The sequence below is a fragment of the Wolbachia endosymbiont of Tribolium confusum genome, from assembly GCF_020405475.1.
Lineage (GTDB): Bacteria > Pseudomonadota > Alphaproteobacteria > Rickettsiales > Anaplasmataceae > Wolbachia.
The window spans coordinates 151,881-177,849 of the sequence record NZ_JAIZNT010000001.1; the positions used below are offsets into that span (position 1 = coordinate 151,881).

Consider the following 25,969-nt stretch of genomic DNA (forward strand, 5'->3'; position numbering starts at 1 on the left):
CGTACAGCTAAAAGACTTGTCAAAAACGACAACAAAGAGTTTAAAAAAGCCAGAAAACTCTGTATAATCAACCGTACTACATAGAGAAAAGAAAGTGTATGATAATATTCTTCGTTTCGAAGATTAATTTGTAAACAAAATAGTTTTGCATTTTTCGATAAGATTAAGTAATATTAGCGTATTATTTATAAAATCAACAATTTTTATGGGCGAGCGTAATCCTTGGAATCTTGGAAAGAAATCGGCAGGTCCGGATAATGAAGATATTTTAAGTAAAGCTGTATCTGATATAAGATGCTTTTTAAATGGCTTAACTAGAAATAGAGGCAAAAAGCCTTATTTCATCATTTTCATTATTTTGCTGCTTTATGTTTGTACTGGCTTTTATATTGTTCACCCTAGCGAAGAAGGCATAGAACTTACTTTTGGTAAATACTCTGATACAGAAACATCTGGTTTGCGTTATCACTTCCCCCACCCTATTGGTAAGGTTTACAAAGTGAACGTTAAGGAAGTAAATCGTGAAGAAATTGGGATTAGTAGCTCTTATGGAAGAGATATAGATCGTGGTGAAGGAGTGATGCTTACTGGAGATGAAAATATAGTCAACGTTAACTTTGAGGTCCAGTGGCGAGTTAGAGACGCCAAAGATTATTTATTCAAAGTGCGGGATTATAAACCTGGTTTTAGCGTTAAAAATGCTGCTGAAAGTGCTATGAGAGAAATAATAGGTAAGAATACGATCTCTTTTGCACTCGAAGGTCAAGGCAGGGCTGAAATTTCCAGAGATACTAGAATTTTATTGCAACAGATTCTTGATGGATATCAAATGGGTATAGAGATTTTATCCGTTCAAATGAAAAAAATTGATCCACCAGAAAAGGTGATTAGCTCATTTAGGGATGTACAAAGTGCTCGCGCAGATAAGGAGCGTACCATAAACGAAGCATACGCTTACAGTAATGATATTATACCTCGTGCAAAAGGTGAAGCAATAAAGATAAAGTTAGATGCAGAAGCATATGAGAATGAAATAATAAATGAAGCGAAAGGTAACGCAAATCGTTTTTTATCTCTTTATGAAGAATATAGACAAAATCCTTCTCTTGTTAAGAATCGTATTTATCTTGAAACTATGGAAAATATTTTTAGCAAGGTAGATAAATTTGTTATAACAGACGATCTGAAAGGTATGTTATCTTATTTACCTCTTACAAATCTAGGAAAATAGTCATGAGTAGTAATATTAAAATTGTTTTTGCTTTTGTATTTGTTGCGTTATTGATTGCATTATCTAATTCAATCTTTGTTGTTCAAGAAACAAAACAAGCGATAGTTATACAATTAGGTAAAGTCGTCAGAGATGTTAAGGACAGTGGTTTATATTTTAAACTACCATTTATAAATAACGTAGAATTTCTTGATAAGAGAATTTTAGATCTAAGTCCTGATAAAACTCCAAGAGAAGTGATAACTGCAGATCAAAAGCGTATTATAGTAGATGCTTATGCAAAATATAAAATAATAGATCCTATTACTTTTTATCAAACTGTGAAAAATGAATCAGGGCTAGTTAGAAGATTATATCCTGTCATAGAAGCTCACATAAGGGAGAATATAGGAAGATTTTCATTAATTAGTTTGTTGAATGAAAAGAGATCAGAAGTTATGCAATTAATTCAACGTGGAGTTTATTCTGAAGCTGGAAAATTTGGCATAGAAATAATAGATGTAAGAATTAAGAGAGCAGATCTACCAGAAGAAAATAGTTCTGCAATATTCCGCCGCATGCAAACTGAAAGGGAAAAGGAAGCAAAAGAAATTAGAGCAGAAGGAGAACAAGCTGGACAAGAAATTAGATCAAAAGCTGATAAATTAAAAAGGGGAATTGTCTCTAGTGCAGTAAAAGAATCACATGAAATAAGAGGCCGTGGTTATGCTGAAGCAACTAGAATCTATAATGAGGCATTCAAGGTTGATGAAGAGTTTTTTAACTTTTATCGCTCTATGAAAGCTTACAGCAAATCATTTGCTGAGGATAATACTAAATTTGTGCTTTCACCAAATAACAATTTCTTGGATATCTTAAATAAGGGATGGAAATAATGAAAAGTAAGATTTTATTGATATTTACATGTTTTTTAATTTCACCTTTTTATCTATATGCTGCTAAGAAATTTAGTGAACCCACAGTAGAAGATAGATGCAGTAATAATCAGATTGCTGATTTGGTAGAAGAACTTATTCCTGCAGTTGTAAATATTTCAAGTGAGCAAATAGTTAAGCAAGAAAATAACAGTAGAACTAAAATTCCCTTTACGCCAAGAAATAATTTCTTTGATGACTTTAGAGAATTTTTCGAGCATTTTGATCAATTTTTTGATAGAGCTCCTAGCATTAATAGAGAAGTGACGTTACTTGGGTCTGGATTTATTATAGATAAAAGTGGAACCATAGTAACCAACTATCACGTTATTAAAAATGCCCAAGATATTACAGTTACTATGAACGATAATACTTATTTCAAAGCAGAAGTTTTAGGCTATGATGCAAAAACTGATCTTGCTGTGCTTAAGATTAATTCTGATAAAGATCTTCCTTTTGTTGAATTTGGTAATTCTGATAAAGCAAGAGTTGGTGATACAGTTATTGCAATAGGCAACCCTTTTGGTTTGGGTGGCTCTGTAAGTACAGGAATTGTGTCTGCAAGATCTAGAGACATTAGTATTGGTACTATGAATGAATTTATTCAAACTGATGCTGCAATTAATAGAGGTAACTCAGGGGGACCACTATTTCATCTAAATGGAAAAGTTATAGGTATTAATACTGCTATTTATTCCCCATCTGAGTCTGGAGGTAACGTGGGTATAGGCTTTGCTATACCATCTAATCTAGCTATTTCAATTATTGACACATTAAAAAGTGGTAAAAAAATAAAACATGGTTGGCTTGGCGTGCAAGTTCAGCCTATAACAAAAGAATTTGCTGAATCCTTGGGTTTAAAAGATATCAAAGGTGCATTAGTTGCAAGCGTAGTAAAGGGCAGTCCTGCAGAGAAAGGAGGAATCAAAGTAGGTGATATACTATTAGAGTTTGACGGCAAAAAAATTGATAGAATGACGCAATTACCTCATATGGTTTCACGAACTGAGCCTGGAAAGAAAGTACAGGTTAAGTTACTTAGAAAAGGTAAAGAAGTCAATATCAAGGTTGCAATCGAGGAATCTACAAATGATGATTCAGGTAATAATCAAGAAGAAAATAAATCAACATCTAGTTATATAAGTGGTTTAACCGTTTCAAATTTGCCAAAAGAACTAAAAAATAATGCACCCACAAAGGGTGTAGTAGTTACTAGTGTAGATAGTAGTAGTAATTCTACACTACGTGTTATTAAGAAAGGTGATATAATTATTCAACTAGATGGAATCGATATTGAAAATACTAATGATTTTCAAAAACAAATTGATTCAGCAGTAAAAAAAGACGGCAAAGATTCAGTAATGCTGCTTATTTACCGCAACGGCAATCAATTTTTCACCTCAATCAAATTGAAGAAGTAGCTATTTATCTAGCTGGTCATGAAAAAATTGCTTGACAAATTTAACTAGCTTCTTTATCCTGAGGGTAAGGGTATTTCTGTAGATTAATAAAATTTATCCCTATACTGAAAACGTTTCCAACGAGGTTATGAAAGAACTAGATTTCAGTATCAAGCACTGGAACGATATCATCTATAAGATGAAAGAGCTGGAGTGGTAAGAAATTCGATAATATAAAGCATTTTTATGCTCAGTTGTAAAAAAACAACTTTCTTTCACAAGTTAATTTATAATTAAATTAGTGTAAAATATAATTATATTTACTGGTCATCATTATTAATTAATAATTAATATCCATAAATTAATTATATCTAATCGCAAAGGGAGGTGGAGATGCGTTTTAAGCTAGAAAAGGAAGATGTTCCTCAAAAAGATTGCAGCAATGTAACTCGTTATGTGACAACTACTCAAATAAGAGTAAATGACAAAACAGCATTTAGCCTACCTAGTATATCTTACATTATCATTGAACAACCTATTAATCAGAATTTTCTAATTCTGGATTTGAAGTATCGTATGACAAGTGCACTAAGCAACTTATCTCAAGGGCTAAAATTAAAGCTAGAAAGGGTAGGAAACGATTACAAATTAGCTTTAGTCACTACCTCTGATAAACCTTATTATTATTACTATGATGGCAAAGATACTATTATAACTACTATTGATCTTATACCTCAAAATTACATAAACGGTATCTATGTTCACACATATAATCCTAACAGATGCAGCGCTGATTATGAACTGCTAGAAAATAGCAAGGTTTTAGTAGATCCAAAAGATATAATTACTAATGAAAATATAAAGCATATTTTAGAAAATCTTAAAAATTCACCTGATAAAAGGCTCGAAATACAAACAGGAGACTATTTTTTTAAGGAATCGCAATATATCTACAGATACTATAAAAGCGCTCAGGTATATGATGCCACTAGTGGCGAGGTTGGCATATTGAATAATGTCGTTCCAGAATTCGATCGTAGAGATAATAATTTCAAGTTATTCCCTTTTCATGAAATAGAGAGCTTGAAAGCACAAGATACCTATTTCGCAGTAAAAAAGTTAGGCAATAGTTATATTGGTTGCATATCGTATGAAAATAGCACATGCAAAAATTTTTATAATTTTAACCCTAATTCTTTTGGGTATGAGCACGATAATAGACCAGGTTCATATCCTTATTATTATAACTTAGAAAATTTTGATAACTTTTTGGAGGTTGATGTGAATATTCAAGAACATATAAATTTAGAAACAGAAATTGAACTTTTAAAACGCAGAATAGAAAGATTAGAACGCACTGGTGTACAAGGCCCTAAAGGTGAGCCAGGTGAAAGGGGACAAAAAGGTGATAGAGGCTTCGATGGAGCGCCTGGTCCTCAAGGTAACAAGGGAGATACTGGATCATCAGGTGCGCATGGATCAAAAGGCGATCAAGGCCCTAAAGGAGAAAAAGGAAATCAAGGCACTAATGGAATAACTCCAAGTATTAATCAAGTTGTTACCGAATTTTCTTCTAACAGAGCCCATCTATATCCTTTAGCAGCAGCTATAATGGAAGAAGATCAGCGTAATTCCATGGGATTTTCAGAAAGAATAGCACATTTTTTTGGTGAGCGTGTAAAGCGAGAAGATTCTTTAAAAGCGTTAGTTAAGGGCGTACAAGGTCCTCTAGGCCAAAAGGGTGAACCAGGCCGTAACGGTGAACCGGGATTAAAGGGCAAACAAGGTGATAAGGGTAACCGAGGTTTTCTTGGCCCTAAAGGTAACAAAGGAAATACTGGAACGTCAGGTGCACCTGGATCAAAAGGCGATAAAGGTATACAAGGTCCTCCTGGCTCTAAAGGAGCAGATGGAGTGCCAGGTGCACAAGGTCCTAAGGGAGAGCCAGGTCTGAGGGGCTTCAATGGTACACAAGGTCTTACAGGTAACAAGGGTGAGCCAGGTACAGGTGGATTAAAAGGAGATATAGGTCCTATAGGACCTCAAGGCATAAAAGGTGAGCCAGGTATAAATGGAACAAAGGGAGATATTGGTCCTAAAGGATTAGATGGAGCCATGGGAATAAAAGGTGATATGGGTGAGAAAGGAGAGATAGGTTCTAAAGGTGACAAAGGAGCAGATGGAGTACAAGGTATATCCGGTCCTAAAGGTAACAAAGGAAATACTGGAACTCCAGGTACAGATGGATTGCCAGGTGCACAAGGTCCTAAGGGAGAGCCAGGTATAAAAGGAGAGCCAGGTCTGAGGGGCTTCAATGGTACACAAGGTCTTACAGGTAACAAGGGTGAGCCAGGTACAGGTGGATTAAAAGGAGATATTGGATCTCAAGGTATACAAGGTCCTCCAGGCCAAAAGGGCGAATCAGGTCGTAACGGTGAACCGGGGTTAAAGGGTGACCGAGGTTTTCCTGGTCCAGAAGGTTCTAAAGGAGATACTGGATCAAAAGGTGACAAAGGTAGAGATGCAATTCCTGAAGAAGTTGCACAAAAATTAATTAATAATGGAACTATTGCTCATCAGGTGCTTGAATACCGTGACCAAGACGGGGATTTAGTGTTAGAGAAGCAAGTTGCAGGAAGAATTATTAGTGATCAAGATATTCAAACAGGAATAGCCATTGCATTAGCTGATAACAGAATGGAAGAGCTAGCAGATGTGTTACTAAGTGATGCTAATCATACATTAGTAGAAAACCTTGCAAATAATACTGAGCTAACACAAAGCATTGCAGAAGAACTAAGGAAAAATCCAGGAGAAGTCCAAGGTCCAAAGGGAGAAAAAGGAGATATAGGTCCTAAAGGATTAGACGGAGCCATAGGAATAAAAGGTGATATGGGTGAGAAAGGAGAGATAGGTTCCAAAGGTGACAAAGGAAAACCAGGCACGAATGGGTTGCAAGGTCCAGAAGGTCCTAAGGGAGAGCCAGGTCTGAGGGGCTTCAATGGTACACAAGGTCTTACAGGTAACAAGGGTGAGCCCGGTATAGACGGATTAAAAGGAGATATTGGTCCTAAAGGCATAAAAGGTGAGCCAGGTATAAATGGAACAAAGGGAGATATTGGTCCTAAAGGATTAGACGGAGCCATGGGAATAAAAGGTGATATGGGTGAGAAAGGAGAGATAGGTTCTAAAGGTGACAAAGGAGAACCAGGTGCGAATGGTTGCAAGGACCTAAGGGAGAGATAGGTTTGCAAGGACCTAAAGGTCAAGTTGGTAGATCTGGTCTTAAGGGTATGCCAGGTCCACAAGGTCCAAAAGGAGATACCGGAGCTCCAGGTGCGAATGGATTGCCAGGTTCCAAGGGAGAAGATGGAATAGGTGCTACATTAGCTGATCAGTTTTTACGTGAGATAAGAAAAGCAAAAAATGAAACTCTGGATGCTAAAAAAGCAGCAGAGGCAGCTAAAAATGCTTCAGAAGGTTTTGCCAAACAAGCTAAAGATACGGAAGATAAGGTTAAAATACTACACAATCAAACAGTGAATCTTACAGGAGAAGCTGAAGATTCTGCTGATCAAGCACTTCAATCTGCAGAAAATGCGGAAGCATTGCATAGTAGCGTAAGAGATATGTTTTGTACAACAAATCCTGCAGATCAAGTTTGCAGTGCACGCAGAAGAAGGAGGGAAACTAAAAAATCATCAGTGACAAGCGGAGCAAGCAGACCAACTTCATTTATATCTCAAGTAATAAATTTCTTTTACCCTGCGGTAGGACAGAACGAATATAAAGTAAAAAATGAAATACAGGAAGTGGCAAAAATAATAGATGCAGCAGATGTTGTAACAAAATTTGAAGAAGTATTGGGAGCAACAGCTGTGAAATGTGGCATTTCAAAGAAAAGTCTAAATTTTGATCCAGTGGAACTGCAGTCAACCATTATCAATAAGTCATTACTTAATGATGAAAATCATAATGAGTTGTTGAAGTTCTTGTGTGTAACTGCAAAAAAATCACTCCCTAATTACAAACAAACTAGTAAATGTTTGTTTACTTTTAAAGATCATATGGAAAAAAGATTAAAAGACAATGAGCAGCAAAGAGCTTTCGTTAATACTGAAAAAATAGTGGCAAATAATGAGCAGCCAAGGAGTTTTATGAGTTATGTCTCTCCTCCTAGTAGCCTAAGTGCCATTAATCAGCAAGTTGTTGGTTATTTAAGGTAATATCATGGAAAAACATATATTTAAAATAGAGGATAAAAATCCGCTCTATAAAAAATTGATTAAACTTCCTGCTGAATATTATATATTAAACAAAAATAGTAAGGTTATCCATTCACATATTGGTCCAATTAAAGTAGAGAATATTAATGGTTTAAAGTTAAGGAAGCAGGGAGATAAAATATCTTTATATGAAGGAAACTTACCCCTGCAAGCAGAAAGATCTCATGAAAGTGGAAACTCTATTAAAGAGGATCTTATTGTAGAACAAGAAGCTATAATAAGTACAAATAGAAACTATATTATAGAAAAGCTTGAATCAAAACCTATCTTGATTTCGCTTTACAACATAAAAGATAGTCCTGACTTTGGCCTCAAATTGTCTGGTAGAGATATAACTGGAGTACTCAATTTTATCAATTTTAACGATGAAAATGACCCAGTACTACAAAAAATTCAAGAAGAAAAAGGTGGACTTTATTTTACAATAGAAGGTGATTATATCTATATATCAGATGAAGAAGGAAAATGTCTTCCAGTATGTAAAGATGGTAGTTGCTATAAGTATCAATACACAAAAAATGAACATGATATATTAGAAATTAGTGAGATATCAACAATAATAAAAAACTTAACTAAAACTGAGCAATGCAGTGCACCAGCTAAGGCAGGGCAGAATTTTACTTTGCAAAAGGGAAAAGAATTATCGGATAATATCTATCAAGCAGATATCATGTTAAACGGTAAGCTTGTAGCTACTTTACCAAAAATAGGTTACTGCATGCTTGATGACCAATTGGTCATACATAATCACGTTACAGAAGAAGAGATAAAAATTCCTAGAGACTTTCATTATCTTAAAGTAGTCAAGTACAGTAGTAATGATGATTGTCAATTAACGTTTTGTAATTTCTTAGGTAATGAGTTTTTTGAACATAAAAAGTACGATTCTCAATACTCAAATGTTCCAAATAAATATCAATATATAAGTTTAAACTGTATGAAAAAGGAATATAAGCCAAATTTCTGCAAGTTACTTAACGATAAACCATCTTTTTTTATTGCAAAAGGAACTACTAATCAAGATTCTTCAGGCCACTGCCCAGCTGATGTATTTGAATTAACAAAAAGTGGAAAAGGTAAGAAAATGGCTACATTAATTGATCAATTTGGCTCTTTCAATAAAGAGGGTAAGTTTCAATATTGTGATTACCATACAAAAGCAGATTACGATATTTATGATTCTTATAAAATTAATAAAGAGTACAAAACAACAGATGAATTTCTCTTCAATGATGACATAGTTCTTTATACTATTCCAGAGCTATCTTAACCACGCACAAAGTATATTATAATTGCTTTTTAAAAGTGAATTTAGTAGAATTCAAAGAAGTGTAAAAATGTATTCTTTTTAGTTTAGATTCGCTACCACTTTGCCACTCGTTAGTACCACAGTGGTTTTGTAATAGAATGCAAGCTGCAAAAACTTACTTAGCAAAATGAGGTAGATGAGAAAAGACAACTATAGGAACAAATGGGTGTCAAGCACTGGGATGACAAGAAAAGAAACACTGGTTTCAATATTTGCATGCATCTGAACAGATACAGATGGCTAAAATATTGAAGAAAGCATACGCGTCAAGTTAAGAGCAACTAGCCTTCTTTGACTTGTCAAGAAAGGTCTTTTTTTCCCCAGATTCTATTATCACATGCTGAAATGACATCTCTTGCTCCTTCACGTTATTATGCAAAAAGCCCTTTGAATTTTTACAGCTTGAAAAATCTTTATAAAATTTACTTTCTTTAAATGCTTTAACCTTCTCCTCATTATTTAGTGAGTCACGTTTAGAAAAATATTCATCTGTAATATAAATATATAAACTAATCAACTCAGGAAAAGTGTAGTCAGTTTTGTTGGAAGACTTTAAACACGTAATGGGCAATTTATGTATATCTTTATCAGCTTTTTTAGAATCAATACATTTATCATTCTTTCTTAATATTATATGCTGCTTGAAAAATTCTTCATATTCCTCAAATCCTTCGAATACTTCTTTTTTTTGGTAATCTTTCCTTCTACCGCTTTGATCTATTTTTTCTATTTTTGTTGCAAGTTGTGCTGGTTGTTTTATCGTCTTGTCTCCCTCTTGATTAAAGTATAAGGTGTAAGGGGTAATTGCATTAATAATTTTGTGTGTTTTCCAATGGCAACCAAAAACCTTTAGTACTAATTTGATTATTGGAGCAAGAAAAATTTTTAATTTCGCTATGAATCCAAAATAATAAAGAGAAGCTTGTTTGAGTGAACTAGCAGCCTTATTAACTATACATCTTAGATGTATATCCTTATCTTTAAAATTTTTATGAACCTCTGCTGCTACATGTCCACCTAAGCAGTTTCCGAACAATATAATATCATCTGGTTTTATACCCTTTTCCAACAAGTTAGTTACAACTGCTATACCAGATTTAACTCTATTGCTACGTATCAGTGAGTTATTTTTACTTAAACCAAATCCAGGATAATTAAAAAGGTATACAGTAATACCTTGATCTGTAGCCCAATCGAAGTTTTGGAAATAATCTTTGCTAGGACTTAATGCTTTATCTCCGCCAATAAAGTATACCAGATGTTTTTCACTTTGATTATTTACATTTTTACCAGGAAGCGTAATTGTCTCTATTTTTATCCCGTTTTGAGTTTTTATAAACTCTCTCTCAGTTTACTCTCTTATTTCTTTCATATTTTAACTCTCACTATAATTATACAAAAAAATCTTAAAAAATCAACAAAATCTCAATTTTATGAACAATATAAACCTTCTCAAATTCATTGAATTATGCTTTCAAACGGTAGTGCCGGGGTGTGAGTATAATGATTATCAATATATAAAAGTCATAGCAGACAGGCTTGAAGCAGCAAGCGCTGGTGAAGCAAGAAGAATAATATTCAATATGCCGCCGCGTTCAATGAAGTCCATTTGTGTAAGTGTTGCATGGCCCGCATGGATACTTGGAAATCAGCCAACTGCAAGAATAATAGTTGCAAGTTATTCTCGGTTGCTTAGCGAAAAGCACTCACTCGATACCAGGTGCATAATGCAATCTGATTGGTATAGAGAGCTATTTCCGAAAGTAGAATTATGCAAAGATCAAAACACTAAATATAAATTTCAAACAGTGCAAAGAGGATGTCGAATTGCAACATCAGTTGGAGGAACATTAACCGGTGAAGGTGGAGATTTCATTATCGTGGATGATCCACTAAGTCCCGCACAAGCTTTGAGCGAAACATTTAGAAAGCGTGCTGCAAACTGGTTTGATCAGGCTTTAGTAACCAGGCTCAACGACAGAAAAAAAGGAGTTATCGTTCTTGTGATGCACAGACTCCATTTAGCATCGAACAAAATGAATCTGTCAAACCAGGAAGAAACTCATCAATTTAAGTTTCTAGTAGTTTTAAGTATAGTTGTGAAGGAAGCGCCTCATGCAGTTATAACCGGAATCTTCACTGGTGCCATAAGTGCCCGTCGTTTAGCATGGTTTTGGAGGAACGGTCAAATCATTGATGGAGTCCTTAGACTACCTCGGTTAGGAGATTGTATTATATCAACCGTCCCAAGCTGAAGCGTTTCCCTGCTATAAATTATATGAAGGAGTTACCATGAAAAAAACAAAAAGTAAATTAGAAATAATGAACCCTAACGCAGCAGGAATAGATGTTGGTTCAGCTATACATTATGTGTGTGTGCCAGAAGGAAGTGATGAACAGCATATACAAAAATTTAGCTGTTTTACAGAGGATCTTCATAACATAGCAAAATGGCTAAAAAAGTGTGAAGTTACTACAGTAGCCATGGAGTCAACCGGAGTGTACTGGATTCCTTTGTTTCAAGTACTTGAATCATATGGACTTGAAGTAAAACTTGCAAATGCAAGACATGTAAAAAATGTACCTGGAAGAAAGTCAGATGTCCAGGACTGCCAATGGCTTCAACAACTACACAGTTATGGGTTAATCGAAGGATCATTTAGGCCAGATAATCAAATGTGTGTATTGCGTAGTTATGTGCGGCAACGTAAAAACTTAATTGAAAATGCTGCTACACATATTAATCGTATGCAAAAGGTGTTGGTACAAATGAATATTCATTTACATAAAGTAATAAGCGATATCACTGGCGTCACAGGAATGCAAATTATTAAAGCAATAGTAGAAGGTGAAAAGAATCCCGAGAAGCTAGCTGAATTCAGAAGTGTGAATATGAAGAACGATAAAGCTACTATAGCAAAAGCATTAACAGGCGATTATAGAGAAGAACATTTATTTGTACTGAAACAAGAATATACAGCATATACTTTTTTTCAAGAGCAAATAACTGAATGTGATAAAAGCATAGAAAATTACTATAAAACATTTGAAACAAAGTCCGATGAGAGTAAAGAGTTAGGTAAGGAAAAAAACAAGTCTAGAAGAGGCAGACCAAACTTCACCTTGCGTGAGAAATTGTATAGGATAACCGGAATAGATTTTACTAAAATTCCTGGATTTGATATACTAACTGTACAAACTATTATTTCAGAAGTTGGCATTAACCATAATAAGTGGCAATCAGAAAAGCACTTTACTTCATGGTTAGGACTTAGCCCTGCTAACAAGATCACAGGAGAAAAAGTATTTGGGACAAAAACTCGTAAAGTCATTAATCGCGCTACAAATGCCCTGCGAATGGCTGCTTATGCTGTGGGAAATAGCAAAAGTGCATTAGGTGCATATTGTAGGAGATTAAAAAGACGGCTAGGAGCAATAAAAGCAATTACTGCCACAGCAAGAAAATTAGCATGTATTTTTTACCAAATGTTGAAATATGGACAAGAGTATGTGGAAAAAGGAATGAGTTATTATGAAACACGCTACAAAGAGAAAATTGTGAAAAATTTGATCAAAAAAGCGCAGGAGTTTGGCTACACATTAGTTCAACAAGAAGAGTTAATTAATGGAGTTTCTTAGGAGAAGATTTAACTGGTCACCTCCTCTGTAAACCAAGAAACATATGGCATCATGTCTGTTTACCAATAATAGCTGAAGATAAGGAGATTATTTATTCAGTTAATAATCATATTCCAGAGCATGAACAGGAAATATACTCAAGAAAAGAAGGTCAATTGTTGTATTCCCTAACTGAAGGAAAAGAAGAAATTGAGATGATAAAAGCTGAACTTGGGAGTTATGGTTTTGCTGCTCAATACCAACAAAACCCTCTACCACTTTCAAGTGGTATAATTAAACGAGAGTGGTTGAAGCGCTATAAAAATTTTCCTGATAGCCTCTTGCATGTAACACAAAGTTGGGATACTGCAATTTCAATAAACAATACAAGTGACTTTAGTGTCTGCACTACCTGGACAAAAGTAGATAATACATTCTATTTACTCGATGTATATCGCGCAAAACTTGAATATCCAAAACTTAAAGAGAAAGTTCTATCGCTGGCTGCAAGGTGGAAGCCACACGCAATTTTAATCGAAGCAAAAGCAAGCGGTCAGCAATTGGTTCAGGAGCTCAGGAAAAACAGTGATTTACCTATTATTCAAATAGTACCACATGATGACAAATTAACTCGATTTCACCGAATTGTCCCAATTATAGAATCTGAGCGGGTTTTTCTCCCTAACCAAGCAGTATGGCTTAGCGACTTTGAGTATGAGATTTTAATGTTTCCAGAAACCCGTCACGACGATCAAGTAGACAGTACCGTGCAATATCTTCAGTGGGTGAGAAACAATATTGCTAGAGTGGTAGCTATACGTTCATTGTAGCTTGAAAAGGTTCCTCGGAATTGTGTATAATTTTTTTAACTGAGCTTATTTAACTTATCCATTTTCTAAATGATATTTTAGGGTTTATTGAAATAAATACTACGCAAAAATTCTATCTCTGGGTGCTTAGATGAATATCTTTATATTAGACGAAAATCCTGTAACTGCAGCACAAATGTTATGCGATAAGCACATAGTAAAAATGCCGCTAGAAACTGCTCAATTGCTTAGCAGTGTTTTTTCAATAGCATTAAAAGAGCCAAATCCTTTAGTCAGCATTACAAACCAGAATATAGAAGTTCCATATAAACTTACTCACAAAAACCATCCTTGTTCTTTATGGGCTAGACAATCAAAAGGAAACTTTGATTGGTTAATAAAACATGGAAAAGAATTGTGTATAGAATATAGCTTGCGATACAAAAGAACGCATAAATCCGAAGAAGTTATAGATTGGTGCGATAATAACAAGGATTTGCTAATATTTCGATCAGCTGATATACAAGCTTTTACACAAGCGTTACCTGATCGATATAAATGTAGTAACCCAATAGAAGCATATAGAGAATATTACCTAAAAGAAAAGATGAGATTTGCTAAGTGGGAAAAAGGTAGAGAAGCACCAGATTGGTTGCTAGACAAAATGCTATAGGTTATAAAATTATCCAAATCGGTCATAAAAAAGGTAAATTGAAGCTACAAAAGCAATGCTGGCTGATAATGTTGATGTTTATCAAGTTTATTGATCTTTCTATTTGTGAGATTAAAGAATTCAGTAAACTGTTATTTCCAGTACATGATGGGCTGCTTGCACTGTAGAGTGTCATGTACACATCTGTACTAACAAGTAGAGGTAAATTCTAAGTCGTTTTAGACATAACACTTACTTTAAAAAACTTTACTTTACGCTGATATTCTAGCGCTTTTCTGTGGTATTTTGTTAGAGTATAATTTGCAAAACTATCTTCCTTGTAGGTTAAAGAATTACACTGCTTTATATGTAACTCTATCCACTCTGCGTAATCCTGATGATCAGTTGCAATAAATATTTCCCCTGTGACAAGTATTTTTTTTGCTAATAAATTTAAAAATTCCGTATTAATTAACCGTCTTTTGTTGTGACTTCTTTTTGGCCATGGATCTGGAAAGAGAATAAAGAATTTTTCAACACTGTTGTCAGGAAAATTGGCAATTAATTCTCTTGCATCTTCTGTCCATATTAAAATATTTTTTATGCTGTGTGCTTCTATGCTTTTTAGCAAGGAAGAGACCCCCTTTAAATAAGGCTCACATCCTATAAATAATAGATCAGATTCATTGAATGCCTGATGGAGCATATTTTCACCATTACCGAAACCTATTTCTACCCGTATTCTTTTTTGTAAGTCTACGATCTTTTTTATAGATTCCTTGCTGTTTTTAATAGAATACTTCTCCAGAACATTCAACTTCAACCTAGATCTTCTGGAAAATGACCTAATCCAATTATTATTCCTAGATAACATATCTTACATAACTTAATCTTTTATAGCTTAAACAATTCTCGAAATGAATTAATGAGAATTTACTTGTCACTAAATTATTAATATTATATAATATATGAGTTCTAATGAAGTTAAAGTTAAAAGGTATGGAAAATATAGTTGCTATCAGGAGGCTATTATCAAATAGGTTCATAGAAGGGATATTTCAAGATCAATTTGATAATCAAGATAATGACTTTTGTGAAGATTCTTTTGCTAACAAAATCAAAGAAGGAGATGTGGTAGAAGGTATAATCACAAGAAGAAATTCTAATGATATTGTGGTTGATGTTGGTTTAAAGTCAGACGGAAGAATTCTGATTAAGGAGCTCAGTTTTAATGATGATATCACTGTTGGTTCGAAAATTAGAGTTTATGTTGAAAGAATTGAAGATTACCATGGTAATGTTGTTCTTAGTCGTGAGAAAGCAATCAGAGACGAAAAATGGAATAAATTGGAAGAAAGCGCAGTTACAAAAGATGAAGTAACAGGAATCATTAAACGCTCAATTAAATGCGGTTTTATTGTTGATCTTGGTGATGGAATAAGTGCGTTTTTACCGCTGAGTCATGTGGATTTGAAGCAAATAAAAGATGCTAATCACCTTATTGAAACTGAACAAAAATTCATCGTTCTTAAAATGGATAAGAAGCAGGGGAATATTGTAGTATCAAGGAAGCTGGTATTAGAGAAATTGCATGCTGGTGAAAAAATTAAGTTTTTAGAATCTTTAAATGAAGGTGATGTAGTAGAAGGCAAAATAAAAAGCATCACTCACTACGGTGCATTTGTTGGCATTCATGAATCAGATACAGTGGGAGTTATAGATGGACTGCTACATATTACAGATATCTCTTGGAGTAATGTAAGTCATCCATCTGCAATTTTTTCTTGTGGTCAGCATATAAAAACTAAAATTATAAAAATAGATAGAGAAAATGGAAAAATCTCCCTGGGTGTAAAACAATTAGGAGACAATCCTTGGCAAGATCTAGAGTCAAAATGTCCAATTAACAGCGTACACAAAGGATGTGTAACGGGTATAAAAGATTGTGGATTCATTGTTGAGATTAAACCTGGGATTGCGGGTTTGGTACACTCATCAGAAATAACTTGGAGCAAGAGTAATTTACCAATTAGTAGTTTTGTAACAATAGGACAAGAAGTGGATGTAAAAATTCTCGGTATTGACATTATTAAAAATAAGATGAGTTTAAGCACAAAAAGGTGCGTAGAGAATCCTTGGCAAGTATTTATTGATAAATATCCTCTTGGTTCTATTGTTTCTGGTAAAGTTAAAAGCAACAATGGTTCACAAATATCTGTGACTTTTGATGATTCTGAGATATCTGAGGACGTAGAAGGAATAATTTATATGCAAAATCTAAGTTGGTCGAAAAACAATTCAGATGAGATAAAAAAGTATAATGTAGGTGATGAAATAGAAGCAAAAGTGATAAGGGCTAACGTAGATCGAACAAGAATTTATCTTGGAGTAAAGCAAATAGAGTATGATCCTCTTGAAGAACTGATAGAGAAAGTTAAAGTAGGGGATAAAATGCAGGTTACTGTAAATAAGAGAGAGGAAAATGGTCTAATCGTTGAAATTGAGAACAATGTAACCCTTTTAGTAGATCAAGAGCATTTACCAGAAAATAAAAAGTTTTCTATATCAGAAAAAATACAAGTTGAAGTAGTAGGTGTTGAAAAATATAATATAATATTATCTGCCAAATAACTTCTTGTGCTTCATATAAATGGCAACGAAATCTGATATAATAGCAAAAGTGGCAGAAAAACACCGTTTGTTAGATAAGGTCATTATAGCAGCCATAGTTGATAGTTTTTTTCGAGTGTTTTCAAACACGTTAAAATATCATAATAGAGTTGAAATCAGGGGGTTTGGTTCTTTTTCAATTAGAAGCTATAACTTGAAAGAAGCAAGTAATTTGACGTCACAGAAGGTTGCAAAACATCAATACTTTAAAACTTATTTTCGTAGCAGTAAAAAGTTATCCCTCTTGATAAATGAATGAAAATCTATATTGTAAATTTGAAAGTTGTACAATATAGCATCATATGCAAGTAGTAGAAATAGTTATACATAATAACACATATAAAATATCTTGCGAAAGTAAAAAGAAGGACCATTTATTACAACTTGCTAATAGCTTCAACAAGTTAGTTAGCTCCATATCTCAAAGAACTGGAGGTAAGGGCTCAGATGCATTAAATTTCTTACTTGCAGCATTGACTCTCGAAGACAAAATTTTAGAATTAACAAAGCGATTAGACGAAATAAATCAAGAATGCAAAAAGTATAGGGAGGAAAAAAGAGTAGAATATGCTGAAGTATTAGATAGGGTAAACAAGATTATTGGGTGCATAAGTGATTAAAGCAAGCAATCAAATCGACTACCTCACTACTCAAATCAGGGGGGAGAAGTTTCTTACGAGTTATGTAACAATATAATTCGCAATCATCAAGATCAACTATTTTTTCGTATTCAATTAGTTCACTTAAGGAAAATTTATCAAGATATTTCAATGCAAAATGCCCTAAAAGTATATCAGTTTCTTTACAACCCCTATGCCAACTCCTATACATCAGTTTTCTTCTTAATAAGGAGATATCTATCATTGTCATCAAACTTTTTTTTAATTTAAAGACTAAACTAAATACTTGTCAAGCAAGGCGCATTTTAATATACTCAACGTTTGATTAAGATTTAAAACATAGGTGGAATTAATTTCTCATCAACTTAGCGCTGGAATATATTATTTTTTATCGTTTTCTTTAATAATTTCTATTATAGTATTCGTGCATGAATGTGGGCATTATATTGTCGCTAAAGCATGCAAGGTTAAAGTTGAATCTTTTTCTATAGGCTTTGGTCCTGAAATTTTTGGTTTTAACGACAAGTCTGGAACTAGATGGAAATTAAGTGCCTTTCCATTGGGTGGCTATGTTAAAATGTTAGGGGATACTAATGCAGCAAGCGTTCCTGTTGATCAACAAAAATTAACTGAAGAAGAAAAATTATACTCATTCCATACAAAACCTCGATATCAAAAAGCAGCAATAGTTTTTGCAGGGCCTTTTGCAAACATGATATTTACCGTTATAGCTTTCACAATATTTTTCAGCGTGGCAGGTTATTATCGTACTCCACCGGTAATTGGTAATGTAATAGAAGAAAGTGCAGCGAAGCAAGCTGGCCTGTTGCCAGGTGACACTATTACACAGATCAATGAGTATAAAATAAAATACTTTGAAGATATTTCACGCGTGATAATGTCAAATCCTGAAACAAGAATTGAAATTAAGTATAGCAGAAATAACGAAGAGTACAGAACTATTCTAACTCCGTTTACAGTTGAGGATAGAGATATCTTTGGCAACATAATAGAAAGAAAAACTATAGGAATTACCTCAATTAATATGATGGGGTTAAAACAGTCATCTTTTCTTGGAGCTGCTAGCCTATCAGTGAGTGAAACCTACCACACTATGTGTTTAACAATCAAAGCACTCTTTCAAATTGTTATTGGCAAGAGAAGTATAAATGAAATAGGCGGGCCAATAAAAATTGCAAAATATTCAGGGCAATCAGCTAAAAAGGGACTTATTATGGTTCTATATTTTATGGCAATTATTTCAGCTAATTTAGCTGCAATTAACTTGCTGCCAATACCACTACTAGATGGTGGGCATTTATTTCATTATATTATAGAAGCAGTTATACGTAGAGATTTGAGTTTGAAATATCAAAAATATGCAGCCACTTTTGGTGCTACCATACTGTTTTTGTTGATGGCAGTTGCAATCACAAATGATATTAGGCATCTTTTTTAAGATACGTATGAAAAAATTATTCCACATGCTAATAATAATCTTTATCTCTTTTCCTACTTTACTTGTTGCTCTAGAAAGTAAGGAAAAAGTGCAGATAAAAGATATAAAGTATATTGGCAATGAGCGAGTAAGTGATCAAACAATAAGGTTTTATACAAAATTAGAACCAGGTAGCTATATAAATGATGATGATATAGATTCAGTTATAAAAAGTTTATATAAAACAAAGTTATTTACCAGTGTTAACGCATATATGGATGATGAAAAAAATTTAGTAGTAAAAATTCATGAGAATCCACTGATTAACAAAGTAATATTGCAGGGCAATAAGTTATTTAATAGTAAAGAGTTGCTAAATAACGTTATCCAGTCAAAATCACTAACTATTTTTACTGAAACAAAATTACAAAACGATTTAATAAATCTAGTTACTCTTTATAGGAACAGCGGTAAAATTGGTGTTAAAATTGTATATGAGCTAGATAAGCTTGGTAGCAATAGAATCAACCTAATTTTTAAGATAAAAGAAGGAAGAACCTCTAAAATTAAGAGTTTACGATTCATAGGCAATAAAAACTTTTCAGCAAATGAGCTAGAGCAAGTTATCAAAAGGTATAGCAATGATATATTTAGTAAGTTATTTAGAGCTATTTTTAAAAGCGGAACTCATTATTCACCTCAATATCTACTGATTAACACAGAACTGCTTGATCGCTTCTATTTATCTAGGGGGTATATTCAAAATAATATCCAACCAATTGTTGAGGTTGATAATAACAACCAAATAGAGTTAACTTTTTTGATTGATGAAAAGCAGCAATACTTATTTGGAAATAATGAAGTTGATATTGAAACTGAGATTCAGGATTTAAGTTTAAGGGAAGAAATATTAGAATTTATCAAAGAGGAAAATAATCAAATATTTAATAGAGTTAAAATTAACAATACAGCAGAAAAAATAAGTAAACATTTAAACGAAAAAGGATATATATTTGCAAAAGTTAATCCAGAATATACACAACATAACAATATTGTGGATGTAACTTACAAAGTGCTACCAGGTAAAAAGATTTATATAAACCAAATTACCATTGATGGCAATGACCGCACTTTAGATAAAGTAATTAGAAGAAAACTTAGCATGGCAGAAGGCGACGCATATAACACATCTGAGATTCAAAAATCACGTAGAAAACTTATATATAGCGATTTTTTTGAAACAGTAAAAATAAATAGTTATATAGTGGATGAAAATACAGTAAATCTTGATTTAAATGTCAAAGAAAAAAGAACTGCCTCGTTATCTTTAACAGGTGGCATGTCTCTTCCTGGTGGAGTATTTGTTAAAACCGATTTCACAGATCGTAATTTATTTGGTAGTGGTAAAGAGGTATCTTTTGCTCTTGAAAAAAGTCAATATGTTCTTTCTACTAGTATAGACGCTGTTGAAAATAATTTTAACGATTCTGATACTTCACTAGGCATGAGTATTTTTTATGAAAAACAAGACAAACCAAACACTACTTTCGATACCTGCAACTGGGGAGGAATAGCAAAAGTATCATATAAAATCTCAGAAAATCTAACCAATTCCTTTCAATATTCTTATAAGTATAATCACATACACATGGACAATAAGGGTGGAAAAGATGAGGATATCTCTGAGATAATAAGAGATCAAGAAGGTGAGTATCAGGTTTCATCAGTGGGATACACGTTAGCGTACAATAAACTGGATAACCTCTATACTCCTAAAGAGGGATATTTATTGCGTTTAAGTCAGGATATTTCAGGATTATGGGGAAATGTAAATTTCCTAAAATCTGAATTCTTATCTTTTTATACACACCCTATATTAAGCAAAATTGATGATGATATAACATTGCGCTTTAAAGTAGCAGCAGGTCATATTTTTTCCTATACTAATAAAGAGCTCAACATTGGCCAGCACTTCTTTAAAGGTGGCAATGAGATTAGAGGATTTGACCTTTCCGGCATTGGACCAAGAGCAGAAGACAAAAATCAAAGCTCATTGGGAGGCAAAACTTATTTTAATTTAACACAGCAAGTAGATTTTCCACTATCTAAATTATACGACTATGCTGGTATCAAAGGCTCACTATTTGTTGACTATGCAACACTTTTTGGTTTAGATGAAAAGAAGGGATATAGTGGGAAATATTACGATAGTAAGCTTATAAGAGTATCACCAGGTTTTGGCTTTTCAATGCCTTCTCCTTTTGGTAGAATTAGATTAGATTTTGGGTTTCCTTTAGTAAAGGAAGCTTATGACATAATACCATCGACAAACGTTAAAATTTCTATTGAAGCGGGGATTTAAATGAAATATATACAGTTATTTACATCAGTTATTGCCTTAATTATTTCCTTATTTGTGGGGTATAAGTTTGTAGGGTATCAACCTCAGAGCACGCTTAATACAAAGGCTGCCATTATTGATAGTGATAAGGTTATCAATGAATCTCTGGCTCTGCAAAATATACAACAACAAATAAAGGAGCAGAATTCTAGATTACAGAAGGAATTTGAAAATGAGTTAGAAAAATTTAAGCCATCGAAAGAAGAATTTGACCTTTTGTCAGAAGAAGCAAAAAAAGAAAAGACAGAACAATTTAGTAAGCATACTGTAAGTGTTAGGGATAATTACGCTAAGAAAATGTCACATTTAGAAGAAAATTATAGAGAAGCAGTAGAAAGTGTCTTTAACAAGATAAAAGAAGTTGCTAAAAAAACAGCAGAAAAAAACAACATAGATTTGGTACTATTTATTTCAAAAAAGAATCAAGTTTTATACTCTATGGATGAAGTAGATTTATCGGATGTAGTATTAAAAAATGTAAACAAGGAAATACCCGAATTTGCTTTGCAAAACATTGAATAGACTTATGCAATGTAATATCAATGATATTATAAAAATACTACCACATTCTTATCCTTTTCTCTTAGTAGATAGGGTTATAGAATGCGATCCTGGTATGAGTATAAAAGCAATTAAAAACGTGACTTTCAACGAGCAATTTTTTATTGGTCATTTTCCTGGCCATCCGATAATGCCAGGAGTTTTGATAATTGAGTCTTTAGCTCAGGCATCTGCTATATGTGTTCTCGGTAAAAAAACAGTAGAAAATAAAGTTGTATACTTTATGTCCATTGAAAACGCAAAATTCAGAAAGCCAGTCACTCCAGGAGATACCTTAATTCTTCAATCTAACTTTGAAGGTTTGCGTTTAGGTGTATACAAATTTAAGTGTGTTGCATCTGTTGGAAAAGAAGAGGTTGCAGGAGCAACAATCTTAGCAAAACTGCAAGATAAATAAAATCTTCATCTATAAGAAACAGTATGTACACTGTATAGTATAAAGATGCAACTGAATTTCAAAATCTCATTTTCAAACTTATACACTCGTAGTGAATTAATAAAGTTAGATAAGGCGTTTTTGGATTACATAAAATCGTGCGATGAAAGCTTGTTTTATTCATTAGTTGAAGCAAGAGAAAAAGCAGCTTCTTCTTCGATGTCATCCCAGTGTTCATCCCAGTGCTTGACACTGGGATCCAGAAAACAAGAAGGATGGATTCCAGCTTGGATGAAAGATGGTTGTAATAGCCAGTTAATAATGGATCTCTCACATTTACTTGATGAATTTATTGCAAAATTTTTCAATATTGAAAAAGAAGTAGAAGAGTTAAAGGAAAAACACAATGACTTTGCTGTAATATACAGATGCAAAAGATTATTTGTTCAGCGTTATGCATTGAAGAAATACACTGATGTAGCAAATATTGATTATGTCACTAACAAATTAAATAGTTTCATTACTTTACCGACAACAGAAAAAAACTTTTCTGAGCAGGTAATGAGTTGGCTTGAAAATAAAGAGGATCACAAAGAAGAAATAGAACTTGCGGCTCAATATGCAGTTTGGAGAGTGAAAAATAAACAGAGTATACTATTTAGCATACATAAGAAAATTGATTACGAAAATCTCGTATCATTCTTGAAAAAAGAAGTAGACGAGGTTGAGGTTCTGTATTCAAATGAGGTGAAAAGAAGATATGGTTTTGATCTAACAAGCAAAAAGGTGAGTTTGAATAAAGCACTAGATAATGCTCACTACTGCATATTTTGTCATAAGCAAAGTAAGGACAACTGCTCAAAGGGGCTAATCAATGATGACAACACTTTCAAAAAGTCTCCACTTAGAGTTGAGCTGCACGGCTGCCCACTAGAGCAGAAAATATCAGAAATGAATCTGGTAAAAAGCGAAGGATACAGCATAGCAAGTCTTGCAATTGTGATGATAGATAACCCATTATGTGCGGCTACTGGACACAGAATATGCAATGACTGCATGAATTCGTGCATATATCAAAAACAAGAACCCGTAAATGTGCCAGCAATTGAAACAAGGATTCTAGATGATGTGCTTAGTTTACCGTATGGATTTGAAATATATTCTCTGCTTAGCCGCTGGAATCCTTTAAATTTTCAGCGTCCATTGCCAAAAGGAAACACTGGAAAAAACGTCCTAGTTGTAGGCCTTGGTCCTGCGGGTTTTAATTTAGCTCATCATTTATTAAACGATGGGCATAACGTTATCGCCATTGATGGACTAAAGATTGAACCTTTGATCGATAATTTACAGCTAATTAAAGATTTTGAACACGAAAAATTGAGTGAACGCACGGCAGATGGGTTTGGTGGAGTGTCAGAATACGGCATTACTTCTAGGTGGAATAAAAATTACTTAAAGATTATTAGATTACTGCTGGAAAGACGTGAGAATTTTGCACTTTATGGAGGCATTCGTTTCGGCAGTACGATAACTGTTGATGACGCATTTAACTTGGGTTTTGATCACATTGCCTTGGCACTTGGCTCTGGTAAGCCACGAATGATCAAAATAAAAAACATACTAGCCCGTGGAGTGCGCATGGCATCTGACTTTCTTATGTCGTTACAACTGACTGGCGCTCTTAAATTTGATTCTATAGCAAATCTGCAAGTTCGTATGCCGATAGTTGTCATAGGTGCAGGACTCACTGCAATTGATACTGCTACTGAAGTTTTAGCTTACTATCCGATTCAAGTAGAAAAATTTCTTCTTCGTTATGAAATATTGGTTGATAAGTATGGAAAGAAATATGTCGAAAAAGATTGGAAAGAAGAGGAATATGAACTTGCAAATGAGCTGATATCGCATGCACAATTGATCCGAAAAGAGCAAGAATCAGCAAAAAAAGAGAATAGAGAAGCAAAAATATTGGAACTAATGCAAAGTCTAGGGGGAGTGAAAATTGTATATAGAAAAGAGCTAAAAGATTCACCAAGTTATCGATTAAATAGCGAAGAGGTGCAAAATGCACTATCAGAAGGGATTTACTTTATTGAAAACTTAGAGCCGATTGAAGTTGTAACAGATAAATATAACCACGCTGAATCAATAAAACTAATAGACACAAAATCTGATGAAATCAAGCATATAAAAGCACGTTCTATTTTTATAGCAGCAGGTACTAAGCCAAATACAGTTATTGCAACAGAAGATAAAAAGCATTTTAAATTAAGTAACGGATATTTTACTCATTTGAATTCATCGGGAAAAGAAATAGATCCTATCTTTTCTCCTAAGATGCGAGATAAAGATAGAATATTAGTATATAAGGAAGGCAATAAAACAATTAGCTTTTTTGGTGATCTTCATCCCTCGTATAGCGGCAGTGTAGTCAAAGCTATGGCAAGCGCTAAGAATGGTTACCCTATCATTTCTCAGCTTTTGAATAGAGTTAATAGCTTCACTTATATCATTCCGGCTAGAATCTCGGAGTCATATGCACAATTGTATGAATGTTGTAATATAAGAGTAACTTTCACCAAAAAAGATGTCATTCCAGTGCCCAAACACTGGAATCCAGAAAACTTAATTTTGAATGAGTACACCAGATGGTTATATAGTCAGAACTGGATTCCAGTGTCAGCTATTTGCACGACACCAACTGCTATGCGAATTACCTACAAATTGCAGCATTTGCACGCTAAAGCGTCACGCACTGGAATAATATCAGAACACCTAACTAACAAAGAATTTTTCAAAAAAATCAAAGAGCAATTCACTGCAAAGGTTATAAAAGTTCAATATTTAACAAACAAAGTTGTGGAAATAGTGATCAAAGCACCACTTGCGGCAAAGAATTTTAAACCTGGACAATTCTTTAGGTTGCAAAATTTTGAAACCAATAGCAGAAAAGCCAATAATACAAACCTTGCTATGGAAGGTATAGCAGTAACCGGCACTGAAGTAGACAAAAAAAAAGGATTTATTTCCACTATTGTGCTTGAAACTGGCGGTTCCACTAATTTATGTAAATGTTTTAAAAAAGGTGAACAAATAATTCTTATGGGTCCAACTGGCAGTCCTACTGAGATTGGTTAAACCTATTTTGTACTAATTATACCATAATGTATATTATTTATTAATAAATCTATACTACAATAATGATTTTTATTAAGGTAGTATTGTGACACATCAGTTAATATTCACACTTCCAAAAGAAAGCTACTCTATAGCTATAGGACCATGTTCTGCAAAAAGTAGAAAGTGTAAGGAGTTTATAGCAAAAAACGAAGACGTAGGTATGAAATTTCTTATTTCTACTAAAGATGATACTGGCAAAACAGGAAAAATGTCCCTTTGTAAAGATAATAACGGTCAAGATGAGTGTACAACATCCTACACAGTTCAATTTCCAGTAATTTATAATGATCTTTTTAATGATAGCTTGAGCTACGTAAGTGTTCTTTTGGATCATGATAAAGGACATTTAACTAGGATGCACAATGAATTCGATAAATATAATATTGATTACACAGTTATGGACAATGATACAACACAGAATGTGTTGTCAGAGGTTTTTATATAATCTAATTTTCATTATACAGCTACTCAGAGCTTTCTTGGTTCCATTATCTCTACTCGAAT

At 33.7% G+C, this 25,969-nt stretch carries 21 protein-coding genes and 2 pseudogenes; 20 read left to right on the forward strand and 3 right to left on the reverse strand.

Features of this window, described 5'->3' with window-relative positions:
• The first annotated feature begins 205 nt into the window (after nucleotides 1–205).
• The 6 genes from hflK to LEM02_RS00730 all read left to right on the forward strand — a co-directional run bounded on the left by hflK (nucleotide 206) and on the right by LEM02_RS00730 (nucleotide 9,101).
• A complete protein-coding gene (gene hflK / locus LEM02_RS00705) occupies nucleotides 206–1,231 on the forward strand; it encodes an FtsH protease activity modulator HflK (protein ID WP_226079300.1) in 1,026 nt (341 codons plus the stop codon).
• Nucleotides 1,232–1,233: 2 nt separating this feature from the next.
• Entirely contained in the window at nucleotides 1,234–2,106 is an 873-nt protein-coding gene (hflC, locus tag LEM02_RS00710; RefSeq protein ID WP_226079301.1) for a protease modulator HflC, read from the forward strand.
• Nucleotides 2,106–3,566: a DegQ family serine endoprotease gene (locus tag LEM02_RS00715; protein ID WP_226079302.1), complete on the forward strand. Its 1,461-nt coding sequence runs from the start codon at nucleotides 2,106–2,108 to the stop codon at nucleotides 3,564–3,566. Before hflC ends, LEM02_RS00715 begins: the two co-directional genes overlap by 1 nt.
• Nucleotides 3,567–3,938: 372 nt before the next feature.
• Entirely contained in the window at nucleotides 3,939–6,791 is a 2,853-nt protein-coding gene (locus LEM02_RS00720; protein WP_226079303.1) for a collagen-like protein, read from the forward strand.
• Nucleotides 6,792–6,793: 2 nt separating this feature from the next.
• The gene (locus tag LEM02_RS00725; RefSeq protein WP_226079304.1) at nucleotides 6,794–7,771 is read left to right on the forward strand and encodes a hypothetical protein; all 978 of its coding nucleotides are present in this window, start codon (nucleotides 6,794–6,796) and stop codon (nucleotides 7,769–7,771) included.
• 4 nt (nucleotides 7,772–7,775) lie between these two features.
• Nucleotides 7,776–9,101, forward strand: a complete 1,326-nt coding sequence (locus LEM02_RS00730) for a hypothetical protein (protein ID WP_226079305.1) — start codon at nucleotides 7,776–7,778, stop codon at nucleotides 9,099–9,101.
• 310 nt (nucleotides 9,102–9,411) lie between these two features.
• Here the strand turns inward: LEM02_RS00730 and LEM02_RS00735 are convergent, their stop codons facing one another.
• Nucleotides 9,412–10,476 (reverse strand): alpha/beta hydrolase family protein, encoded by a 1,065-nt coding sequence (locus LEM02_RS00735; RefSeq protein WP_458695371.1) that lies wholly within the window; start codon nucleotides 10,474–10,476, stop codon nucleotides 9,412–9,414.
• Between the two features lie 97 nt (nucleotides 10,477–10,573).
• Between LEM02_RS00735 and LEM02_RS00740 the strand changes: the two are divergent.
• The 5 genes and pseudogenes from LEM02_RS00740 to LEM02_RS00760 all read left to right on the forward strand — a co-directional run.
• Nucleotides 10,574–11,164, forward strand: a pseudogene (locus LEM02_RS00740) (phage terminase large subunit); the annotation flags it as partial.
• 268 nt (nucleotides 11,165–11,432) lie between these two features.
• On the forward strand, nucleotides 11,433–12,779 hold the full coding sequence (locus LEM02_RS00745) for an IS110 family RNA-guided transposase (RefSeq protein ID WP_226079207.1): 1,347 nt from the start codon (nucleotides 11,433–11,435) through the stop codon (nucleotides 12,777–12,779).
• Between the two features lie 2 nt (nucleotides 12,780–12,781).
• Nucleotides 12,782–13,588: pseudogene (gene terL, locus LEM02_RS00750) on the forward strand (phage terminase large subunit); the annotation flags it as partial.
• 130 nt (nucleotides 13,589–13,718) lie between these two features.
• Nucleotides 13,719–14,240 (forward strand): pyrimidine dimer DNA glycosylase/endonuclease V, encoded by a 522-nt coding sequence (locus tag LEM02_RS00755; RefSeq protein WP_006013204.1) that lies wholly within the window; start codon nucleotides 13,719–13,721, stop codon nucleotides 14,238–14,240.
• Nucleotides 14,216–14,407, forward strand: a complete 192-nt coding sequence (locus tag LEM02_RS00760) for a hypothetical protein (protein ID WP_226079307.1) — start codon at nucleotides 14,216–14,218, stop codon at nucleotides 14,405–14,407. The genes LEM02_RS00755 and LEM02_RS00760 overlap by 25 nt, the downstream gene beginning before the upstream one ends.
• 41 nt (nucleotides 14,408–14,448) lie before the next feature.
• Here the strand turns inward: LEM02_RS00760 and trmB are convergent, their stop codons facing one another.
• A complete protein-coding gene (trmB, locus tag LEM02_RS00765) occupies nucleotides 14,449–15,093 on the reverse strand; it encodes a tRNA (guanosine(46)-N7)-methyltransferase TrmB (protein WP_226079308.1) in 645 nt (214 codons plus the stop codon).
• Between the two features lie 104 nt (nucleotides 15,094–15,197).
• On the opposite strand from trmB, the gene LEM02_RS00770 reads away from it, so the two are divergent.
• Genes LEM02_RS00770 through LEM02_RS00785 form a run of 3 tightly spaced genes read left to right on the forward strand, consistent with a single transcriptional unit; the run spans nucleotide 15,198 to nucleotide 17,509 of the window.
• Entirely contained in the window at nucleotides 15,198–16,850 is a 1,653-nt protein-coding gene (locus tag LEM02_RS00770) for a 30S ribosomal protein S1 (RefSeq protein WP_226079309.1), read from the forward strand.
• A gap of 19 nt (nucleotides 16,851–16,869) precedes the next feature.
• Nucleotides 16,870–17,148 (forward strand): HU family DNA-binding protein, encoded by a 279-nt coding sequence (locus LEM02_RS00775; protein ID WP_226079310.1) that lies wholly within the window; start codon nucleotides 16,870–16,872, stop codon nucleotides 17,146–17,148.
• A gap of 43 nt (nucleotides 17,149–17,191) precedes the next feature.
• Nucleotides 17,192–17,509, forward strand: a complete 318-nt coding sequence (locus LEM02_RS00785) for a cell division protein ZapA (RefSeq protein ID WP_010404232.1) — start codon at nucleotides 17,192–17,194, stop codon at nucleotides 17,507–17,509.
• On the opposite strand, the gene LEM02_RS00790 is transcribed toward LEM02_RS00785, so the two are convergent.
• Nucleotides 17,487–17,753 carry a succinate dehydrogenase assembly factor 2 gene (locus tag LEM02_RS00790; protein WP_010404229.1) on the reverse strand — a complete coding sequence of 89 codons (267 nt, stop codon included), beginning with the start codon at nucleotides 17,751–17,753 and terminating at the stop codon, nucleotides 17,487–17,489. The genes LEM02_RS00785 and LEM02_RS00790 overlap by 23 nt on opposite strands.
• Nucleotides 17,754–17,852: 99 nt before the next feature.
• Between LEM02_RS00790 and rseP the strand changes: the two genes are divergently transcribed.
• From rseP to LEM02_RS00820, 6 genes are all read left to right on the forward strand, one after another.
• Complete coding sequence (gene rseP / locus LEM02_RS00795; protein WP_226079311.1) at nucleotides 17,853–18,968, forward strand: RIP metalloprotease RseP; 1,116 nt, start codon at nucleotides 17,853–17,855, stop codon at nucleotides 18,966–18,968.
• A 7-nt stretch (nucleotides 18,969–18,975) separates the two neighbouring features.
• Entirely contained in the window at nucleotides 18,976–21,309 is a 2,334-nt protein-coding gene (gene bamA, locus LEM02_RS00800; protein ID WP_226079312.1) for an outer membrane protein assembly factor BamA, read from the forward strand.
• Complete coding sequence (locus tag LEM02_RS00805; RefSeq protein WP_052264996.1) at nucleotides 21,310–21,870, forward strand: OmpH family outer membrane protein; 561 nt, start codon at nucleotides 21,310–21,312, stop codon at nucleotides 21,868–21,870.
• 4 nt (nucleotides 21,871–21,874) lie between these two features.
• Nucleotides 21,875–22,306, forward strand: coding sequence for a 3-hydroxyacyl-ACP dehydratase FabZ (gene fabZ, locus LEM02_RS00810; RefSeq protein WP_006014455.1), 432 nt, complete (start codon nucleotides 21,875–21,877; stop codon nucleotides 22,304–22,306).
• A 45-nt stretch (nucleotides 22,307–22,351) separates the two neighbouring features.
• Nucleotides 22,352–25,423, forward strand: a complete 3,072-nt coding sequence (locus tag LEM02_RS00815) for a WPE palindromic element domain-containing protein (RefSeq protein ID WP_226079313.1) — start codon at nucleotides 22,352–22,354, stop codon at nucleotides 25,421–25,423.
• A gap of 85 nt (nucleotides 25,424–25,508) precedes the next feature.
• Nucleotides 25,509–25,910: a hypothetical protein gene (locus tag LEM02_RS00820; protein WP_226079314.1), complete on the forward strand. Its 402-nt coding sequence runs from the start codon at nucleotides 25,509–25,511 to the stop codon at nucleotides 25,908–25,910.
• Nucleotides 25,911–25,969 lie beyond the last annotated feature (59 nt).

Excerpts from the sequence above, each read along its gene's own strand:
- LEM02_RS00720 (WP_226079303.1), top strand. The coding sequence starts at position 3,939 with ATGCGTTTTAAGCTAGAAAAGGAAGATGTTCCTCAAAAAGATTGCAGC.
- LEM02_RS00785 (WP_010404232.1), top strand. The coding sequence starts at position 17,192 with ATGCAAGTAGTAGAAATAGTTATACATAATAACACATATAAAATATCT.
- trmB (WP_226079308.1), bottom strand. The coding sequence starts at position 15,093 with ATGTTATCTAGGAATAATAATTGGATTAGGTCATTTTCCAGAAGATCT.
- LEM02_RS00730 (WP_226079305.1), top strand. The coding sequence starts at position 7,776 with ATGGAAAAACATATATTTAAAATAGAGGATAAAAATCCGCTCTATAAA.
- hflC (WP_226079301.1), top strand. The coding sequence starts at position 1,234 with ATGAGTAGTAATATTAAAATTGTTTTTGCTTTTGTATTTGTTGCGTTA.
- LEM02_RS00805 (WP_052264996.1), top strand. The coding sequence starts at position 21,310 with ATGAAATATATACAGTTATTTACATCAGTTATTGCCTTAATTATTTCC.
- LEM02_RS00755 (WP_006013204.1), top strand. The coding sequence starts at position 13,719 with ATGAATATCTTTATATTAGACGAAAATCCTGTAACTGCAGCACAAATG.
- LEM02_RS00745 (WP_226079207.1), top strand. The coding sequence starts at position 11,433 with ATGAAAAAAACAAAAAGTAAATTAGAAATAATGAACCCTAACGCAGCA.
- LEM02_RS00775 (WP_226079310.1), top strand. The coding sequence starts at position 16,870 with ATGGCAACGAAATCTGATATAATAGCAAAAGTGGCAGAAAAACACCGT.
- hflK (WP_226079300.1), top strand. The coding sequence starts at position 206 with ATGGGCGAGCGTAATCCTTGGAATCTTGGAAAGAAATCGGCAGGTCCG.
- bamA (WP_226079312.1), top strand. The coding sequence starts at position 18,976 with ATGAAAAAATTATTCCACATGCTAATAATAATCTTTATCTCTTTTCCT.
- LEM02_RS00815 (WP_226079313.1), top strand. The coding sequence starts at position 22,352 with ATGCAACTGAATTTCAAAATCTCATTTTCAAACTTATACACTCGTAGT.
- LEM02_RS00715 (WP_226079302.1), top strand. The coding sequence starts at position 2,106 with ATGAAAAGTAAGATTTTATTGATATTTACATGTTTTTTAATTTCACCT.
- fabZ (WP_006014455.1), top strand. The coding sequence starts at position 21,875 with ATGCAATGTAATATCAATGATATTATAAAAATACTACCACATTCTTAT.
- LEM02_RS00790 (WP_010404229.1), bottom strand. The coding sequence starts at position 17,753 with ATGATAGATATCTCCTTATTAAGAAGAAAACTGATGTATAGGAGTTGG.
- LEM02_RS00770 (WP_226079309.1), top strand. The coding sequence starts at position 15,198 with ATGAAGTTAAAGTTAAAAGGTATGGAAAATATAGTTGCTATCAGGAGG.